Here is a 6,879-nt window from a genome sequence, read left to right as displayed (position 1 = left end):
GGACGTCCTCCGCCAAGCCCGCGACCACGGCCTGGTCACCAAATCCAACCTGATCCTGGGCATGGGCGAGGAACGCGAAGAAATCTCCCAAGCCCTCACCGACCTGCGCCAAGCCGGCTGCGACCTGGTCACCATCACCCAATACCTGCGGCCCTCACCCCGCCACCACCCGGTGATGCGCTGGGTCAAGCCGGAGGAGTTCGTCGAACTCGCCGAGGAAGCGCGAGAGCTCGGCTTCGGCGTCATGTCCGGACCCCTGGTGCGCTCCTCCTACCGCGCCGGACGGCTGTACCAGGAGGCGATCGAGGCGCGTGCCGCGGCCGCCGCCGCGGCGGTGCCGGCGTAGCGGTGCCCGGCATCGCTGAGCAAGCGTAGCGATTCACGCGGCAAGCCTCAGGAAGCTGAGACGAACGGCCCCGGTCACAGCGACCGGGGCCGTTTCGTATGGCGGCGCGGGAATGCGGAGTATTGCGTATCGCGTTACCACGATTTGACCCTCCGGCGCTAGACCTGTAACAAAGATTGCTGATAGTGGCAGCGGTGAGCCGTCGACCGCGCTGCATATCGCGTCACCGGTGGTTCCCGCACCGCGTCCCCGTCCGCCCCTGCCCCAGGTCGAGGTATTCCGCCCTATGAGCTCCGCTGCGTCCTCCGTCCGGTCCATGCTCCTGACCCTAGAGCGCCGCGTGCTCAGCGGCGGCCAGCAGCGCGCTATCGCCAACGCTCGCGCGGCCGTGCTGGAGGCCCAGGAGCGCGCCGCGGTGCGGGCTGCCGCGCACGAGTCGCTCACCAGGTTGGGCGCCGGAGCCGAGTAACCGCCGAACTGGTTTACCACCAGGCGCGGGCACCACGTATCCTGCGTGCCATGGCACGCGAAACCACGACGAACACCCCCGCCGGCGGGGACGCCCCCAAGAAGGGCCGGATCAAGCAGATCCGCGAGGTCTACTCGATGACCCGCAAGGAGGATCCCAAGCTCCCGCTGGTACTGGCCGCCTGGGGCCTGGGCGCCCTGGTGATCTTCGTGGGCCTGGGCTTCCTGCTCGACTCGCCGGTGTTCTACGGGATCTTCGGGATCCCGGTGGCCGTGCTGGCCATGATGATCATCTTCGGGCGCCGGGCCCAGCGCGCGGCCTACTCCTCGATCAAGGACCAGGCCGGGGCCGCCGCCTCCGTGCTGGACACGCTGCGCCGGGGCTGGGACGTCACCCCGGGCGTGCGGTTCAACCGGCAGCAGGACATGATCCACCGGGTGCTGGGGCGGCCCGGCATCATCCTGGTCGGCGAGGGCAACCCGAACCGGCTCAAGGCGCTGTTCACCGAGGAGCGGCGGCACCTGACCCGGCTGTTCGGCCCGGACGTGCCGCTGGTGGCCGAGGACATCATCGCCGGGGACGGCGAGGGCATGGTCCCGCTGGGGCAGCTGAACAAGACGGTGATGCGGCTCAAGCCCGCCGCCGGGAAGTCGTACCTGCGGCCGGCGCAGGTCCAGACGTACCAGAACCGGCTCAAGGCGGTCGGCCCGAACATGCCGATCCCGAAGGGGCCGATGCCGCGTAACGGGAAGATGCCGCGCGGCCAGATCCGCTGAATGCCGCAATACGGTCGTGCGTTCGATGTAATCGGTACGAAACGCCGCAGAGTGTGCTTGGTTGACATACGGCCCGTGACCGGGATGGTCGCGGGCCGTCTCGTTGCGCTGGTGGGGCGCGGAGCTGCTGCTGCCGACCCGTTCGAGCGGCCCGGTGGGCAATTCGCCTGACAAGCCCATCGGACGGCCCAACGGACAGCCCGTCGGACAGCCCATCGGATAGCCCGCCGAACGACCCGCCGAACGCCCCCGGCCAGCCTCAGCGCGTGGTGACGATCATCGTCCTGGCCACCCGGTCGTGCAGGCCGCGGCCGTCGGCGTCCCAGATCACCGCCGGGATGAACAGGAACAGCAGTACGGTCCGCATTCCGACGGCGTAGAGCGAGGCCTTTCCGCCCTGATCGGAGCCGACGCGCAGGCCGAGCGCGGCCATGCCCAGGGTGGAGCCGCTGATCCCCAGGCCCACCAGGTACATCACGGCCAACAGGCTCAACGCGGCGAACTGGCCGGTCCGGAGCAGGCGGTCGCCGACCAGCAGGTAGGCCATGCCGTAGGCGAGGGCCCAGTCGACAAGCACGGCGGCCAGCCGACGGCCGACGGTGGCCATCGAGCCGGGGCCGGACTGCGGCAGACCGAGGCGCCGGCCGTAGTAATCGGGCGAGGACGAGGTCATGGCCCCCACGGTACCCCGGGCGGGTTCCGGACCCGCCACCGCCGTCGGGCTGTGGCCTGTCGACAGGGGAGGGTCGCGGCGGAGGGGGTAGGTTGGAAAGTGCCGGGGCTCCGTGTAACACGCCGGAAACAAAAGGGACACGGCCGGGAAACCGCCCTGTCCTACGGTCACAGGAGTGCCCGTTGGGTCCCGGCCCGCAGGTGAGCCTTCGGCAGGCGCGCCGAGCGGCCGGTGAGAAGCGTACTCAAAGGAGTAGTTGATGTTCTCGAACGCCGACGAGGTACTGAAGTACCTCAAGGACAACGACGTGAAAAGCGTCGATGTTAGGTTCTGCGACCTGCCCGGCGTGATGCAGCACTTCACGGTCCCGGTCGAGTCGTTCGACGCCGACGTCTTCACCACCGGGCTGGCTTTCGACGGCTCCTCGATCCGCGGCTTCCAGGCCATCCACGAGTCCGACATGCAGCTGCTGCCGGACGTCACCACCGCGCGCCTGGACCCGTTCCGCGCCGAGAAGACCCTCAACATCAACTTCTTCATCCACGACCCGCTGACCGGTGAGGCGTACTCCCGCGACCCGCGCAACGTGGCCAAGAAGGCCGAGGCCTACCTCAAGGGCTCCGGCATCGCCGACACCTGCTACTTCGGCCCCGAGGCCGAGTTCTACGTCTTCGACGACGTCCGCTTCACCTCCGGCTCGCAGGAGAGCTACTACCACATCGACGCCGAGGCCGCGTTCTGGAACACCGGGCGCGCCGAGGAGGGCGGCAACCGCGGGTACAAGCCGCGGGTCAAGGGCGGCTACTTCCCGGTGGCCCCGAACGACCACTACGCGGACCTGCGGGCCGTGATGAGCCGCACCCTGATCGACTCCGGCCTCGTCGTGGAGCGCCAGCACCACGAGGTCGGCTCGGCGGGCCAGGCGGAGATCAACTACCGCTTCAACACCCTGCTGGCCGCCGCCGACGACCTGATGCTGTTCAAGTACATCATCAAGAACGTCGCCTGGAACGCCGGCAAGACCGCCACCTTCATGCCGAAGCCGGTGTTCGGCGACAACGGCTCGGGCATGCACTGCCACCAGAGCCTGTGGAAGGACGGCGCGCCGCTGTTCTACGACGAGGTCGGCTACGCGGGCCTGTCGGACACCGCGCGGCACTACATCGGCGGCATCCTGAAGCACGCGCCGTCGCTGCTGGCCTTCACCAACCCGACGGTGAACAGCTACCGCCGCCTGGTGCCGGGCTACGAGGCCCCGGTGAACCTGGTCTACTCCCAGCGCAACCGCTCGGCGTGCATCCGCATCCCGATCACCGGCTCGAACCCGAAGGCCAAGCGCATCGAGTTCCGCTGCCCGGACCCGTCCTCGAACCCGTACCTGGCCTTCTCGGCGATGCTGCTGGCCGGCCTGGACGGCGTGAAGAACAAGATCGAGCCGCTGGCCCCGGTCGACAAGGACCTGTACGAGCTCCCGCCGGACGAGCACGCCTCGATCCCGCAGGTCCCGTCCTCGCTCCCGGCCGTGCTCGACGCCCTGGAGGCGGACCACGGCTACCTGCTCGAGGGCGGCGTGTTCACCCAGGACCTGATCGAGACCTGGATCTCGTACAAGCGCGAGCGCGAGGTGGACCCGGTCCGTCTGCGTCCGACGCCGCACGAGTTCGAGCTGTACTTCGACATCTAAAAACGCTTGGGGTGGCAGCCTGCGCCGCAGGCGCGTAAACGGTTGCCGACCTGGGATGAAGGTGTTGGGCTTTTTCGGTTGATCATGGGTGTTTTCGAGCCTCATGTGGGCCCGATGATCTTTATCTAGCAGTTGCAGGACGCTGATTCAAAGTGGGCCCGCAAGTTCTCCGGAGCTTGCGGGCCCACTGCCGTTGGCGAACGCGTCCGGCTCGACCGACGGACTGTGGGGCAGACCGGTTCGATGCGCCGACTGGGTGAAGAAGCACATCGACGAGACACTTTCACGGGCTGCAGCCGGACTTGAAGGAGTGACATCGTGACTCGCGCGCCTTCCTTCGTCACCCCAAAGGGCAACAGCACATGCTTGCGAACATAACCGTATCCGCTCGGGACGTCCCCTAGCACAGTCGACCAACCTCACGCCACCCACAGCCACGACTTCGGCGAAATTCTGCCGTCAAGGCTGATCCGCAGATCAGAGGTACGTTCCCCGGGCCAAAACCGATCTATGGTCATTCTCGGGCGATCCGCTTCTGACTCTGCTCCCCAAGGACAAGGGCACAGAGAGGACGCCAGGTTGGGCCGTCCCCGAACCATCACCCCTCCGCGCGAAGCGATTCTGCAAAGGATCCCCGAGCGTCTGTGGACCCACAAGGAAACCGCCGCGTTCCTCCGGCTCTCCGAGCAGAGCCTCCACTACATGAACTACGTCGGCAACGGTCCGCGGTCATACCGCGTCGGCCGCTACCGACGGTACGACCCCACCGACGTGATGCTCTGGCTCGAATCAAAAGCATCGCGGCCTCGCTGAAAGGCGGTTTACGTGCCTGAACCGTACGACCGCTGGCACAAGACGCACCCGAAACCAGGAGAGAAGACCTGCGCAGAGCATGACAAGGTGCCCAGCTCCAAACACGGCAGGGGCACGCGGTGGGCCGCACGGTGGCGCGATACCGACGGCGAACAGCAAGAAGCCTTGTTCGACAAGCGAGCCGACGCCGTCAGGCTGCTCAACAAGGTTGCCGAAGCAATCGACAGGGGCATATACATCGCCCCTCGTAACGGACTGATCCCACTGGAGGACGTCGCCCAGCGGTGGCTTGCGAGCCGAAACTTCAAGTCTCCCCGCACCTACGCCCAGTACGAGTCCCGAATCGACAACCACATCATCGACGTCATCGGAAAGCTGCGCCTGTGCGACATCAAGCCGTCCACGGTCGTCGCATGGATCAACGACCGCCGAGCATGCAGGCTCGACGAAACGACGATCGGCCTGCTCCTGGCGCATCTATCGGCGATCTTGGAGTCGGCCCTAGACGACGAACCGATCCCGAGGAATCCCTGCCGGGCAAAGTCCGTCCGTGACGTCAAGCCCAAGCGGTCGAAGCGTCCGGCCCGAAAGGCTCCGCTCAGCGGCGCGCAGTTGGAAGCGGTCCGAGAAAACCTGCCCGACCGCTACAAGGGGCTCGTGAACGTGACCCGCGGCCTCGGCATGCGTCAAGGTGAACTCTTCGCCTTCTGGTCCGGACGACATCGACTGGACCAGAAGGATGGTCCATGTTCAACGGCAGATCGCTTGGGATCGGGGAACGATGGTCTTCGCCCCGCCGAAGTGCAGCGACCTCGAGGGGGAACGCGACCGCTTCATCCCGGCAGCAGACGCGGTCTTGTTCGCCGTCATGGCCCACGCCGATGCCTACCCACCCGCCGAGATCACGCTGCCCTGGATGACTCGCGACGGCGAGCCGTACACCAGGGTTCTGTTCTTCACCTCACGCGAAGGCAAACCACTGAACAAGAACTACATCAACTGGGTGTGGAAGGGAGCTCGCGAGCTGGCCGGGATCATCAAAGCAACCAACGACAAGCCCATCGGCCGAGGCCGCAAGTGGGAGCAGTGCCGGGACAAGATGATGCATGCCGGCCGCCACGACTACGCGACACAGCGCCTCGGCGAAGGCATGGACATCTTCGCTCTCCGTCAGACTGGGCCACGCCGACCCGGCTTACACACTCCGCAAATACACCCACGAGCCGGAAACGGACTACGAGATGGAACGACGCCGTATCGACGAAACGCTTCGTGCCACGAGGGCCCAGCCTACTAATGTCGACGTGCCCCGATCCTACGGCCCGGATTGGCACTATTTAGCTATCCAAACTTGATCAGCGGAGGCCTCCAAGTATCGCTGGCGGGATGCAGCGATAAGAGCCGAATCGGGACCGACACCGGGGTGTACGTCGGTCCCGATCACGCTGACTTGCTGCTTGCCGTGCGTGGATTCGAGCCCTCGGAGGGAGACCGCCAAGATGGGCACGGCGCCAACCAGCACGGGAACACACAGCTACTGCTCACCGGCACCGTCTTCCTGTGACGAACCCTTGTCCTGTGGACAAGTTGCCGAGCCAGCTCGAACACCGACGCCGGATCGGCAGGCGATCCGGCGTCGGTGACAGGCCTCAACAGCCTTCACGAGCTCGCGGCGACCGTGGTCGCCGCGAGACTCGTCAGCTGATCTCGTTCCAGCGGCTGACCCCGAGTTCCTCATCGACGGCCCGCGCCTCCGTCAACAGCGTGCGCAGGCCCTCTGCCGCTTCCTGGAACCCTCGGGTCACCCTCCTGTCCACCCAGACGAGTCCGTTCTCGTCAACGATCGGCGCCGTCTTGAACTCCTGCCACGCCGACCGGAAGCGGGCGGTGTGGCGGTCGAGCTCGTCGGCGATCCGCACCCACTCGGCCCGCTCCAGGACACCGCCCTTGGTGCAGGCGAGAATGTGGTTGATCTCGCAGTAGGCGGCTATCACTTCTCCCATCAGGGCGCACTGCTTCCCCGTCACGTTTTCGTGCGAGAGGATCTCTGCGCCCATCCTCGAGAGCTCGATCCAGCCCATTCCTTTCACCGCCATGGTCTGCCGTGCCCTCCCCTCG

6 protein-coding genes and 2 pseudogenes are annotated in these 6,879 nt (G+C 66.3%); 6 read left to right on the top strand and 2 right to left on the bottom strand.

Features of this window, described 5'->3' with window-relative positions; genetic code table 11:
* The 3 genes and pseudogenes from ABD481_RS27745 to ABD481_RS27735 form a co-directional block, all read left to right on the top strand.
* Positions 1-346: pseudogene (locus tag ABD481_RS27745) on the top strand (lipoyl synthase); the annotation flags it as partial.
* 316 nt (positions 347-662) lie between these two features.
* Positions 663-815: a hypothetical protein gene (locus ABD481_RS27740; protein ID WP_344668708.1), complete on the top strand. Its 153-nt coding sequence runs from the start codon at positions 663-665 to the stop codon at positions 813-815.
* 50 nt (positions 816-865) lie between these two features.
* Positions 866-1,591 carry a DUF4191 domain-containing protein gene (locus ABD481_RS27735; protein WP_344668707.1) on the top strand — a complete coding sequence of 242 codons (726 nt, stop codon included), beginning with the start codon at positions 866-868 and terminating at the stop codon, positions 1,589-1,591.
* A 259-nt stretch (positions 1,592-1,850) separates the two neighbouring features.
* Here ABD481_RS27735 and ABD481_RS27730 read toward each other — a convergent pair whose 3' ends face one another.
* Positions 1,851-2,264 (bottom strand): RDD family protein, encoded by a 414-nt coding sequence (locus ABD481_RS27730; protein WP_344668706.1) that lies wholly within the window; start codon positions 2,262-2,264, stop codon positions 1,851-1,853.
* Between the two features lie 259 nt (positions 2,265-2,523).
* Here ABD481_RS27730 and glnA point away from each other — a divergent pair, with 259 nt between their 5' ends.
* The 3 genes and pseudogenes from glnA (at position 2,524) to ABD481_RS27720 (ending at position 6,058) form a co-directional block, all read left to right on the top strand.
* Positions 2,524-3,948, top strand: a complete 1,425-nt coding sequence (gene glnA, locus ABD481_RS27725; protein ID WP_344668705.1) for a type I glutamate--ammonia ligase — start codon at positions 2,524-2,526, stop codon at positions 3,946-3,948.
* Between the two features lie 825 nt (positions 3,949-4,773).
* A pseudogene (locus tag ABD481_RS47445) lies at positions 4,774-5,124 on the top strand (tyrosine-type recombinase/integrase); the annotation flags it as partial.
* A gap of 418 nt (positions 5,125-5,542) precedes the next feature.
* The gene (locus tag ABD481_RS27720) at positions 5,543-6,058 is read left to right on the top strand and encodes a hypothetical protein (RefSeq protein ID WP_344668704.1); all 516 of its coding nucleotides are present in this window, start codon (positions 5,543-5,545) and stop codon (positions 6,056-6,058) included.
* Positions 6,059-6,458: 400 nt separating this feature from the next.
* On the opposite strand, the gene ABD481_RS27715 is transcribed toward ABD481_RS27720, so the two are convergent.
* Entirely contained in the window at positions 6,459-6,857 is a 399-nt protein-coding gene (locus ABD481_RS27715) for a hypothetical protein (protein WP_344668703.1), read from the bottom strand.
* Positions 6,858-6,879: the final 22 nt, after the last annotated feature.

The sequence above is a fragment of the Catenulispora yoronensis genome (assembly GCF_039531695.1).
GTDB lineage: Bacteria > Actinomycetota > Actinomycetes > Streptomycetales > Catenulisporaceae > Catenulispora > Catenulispora yoronensis.
Note: the sequence above shows the minus strand (reverse complement) of the source record. Positions and strands in the feature narration are given on the sequence as shown.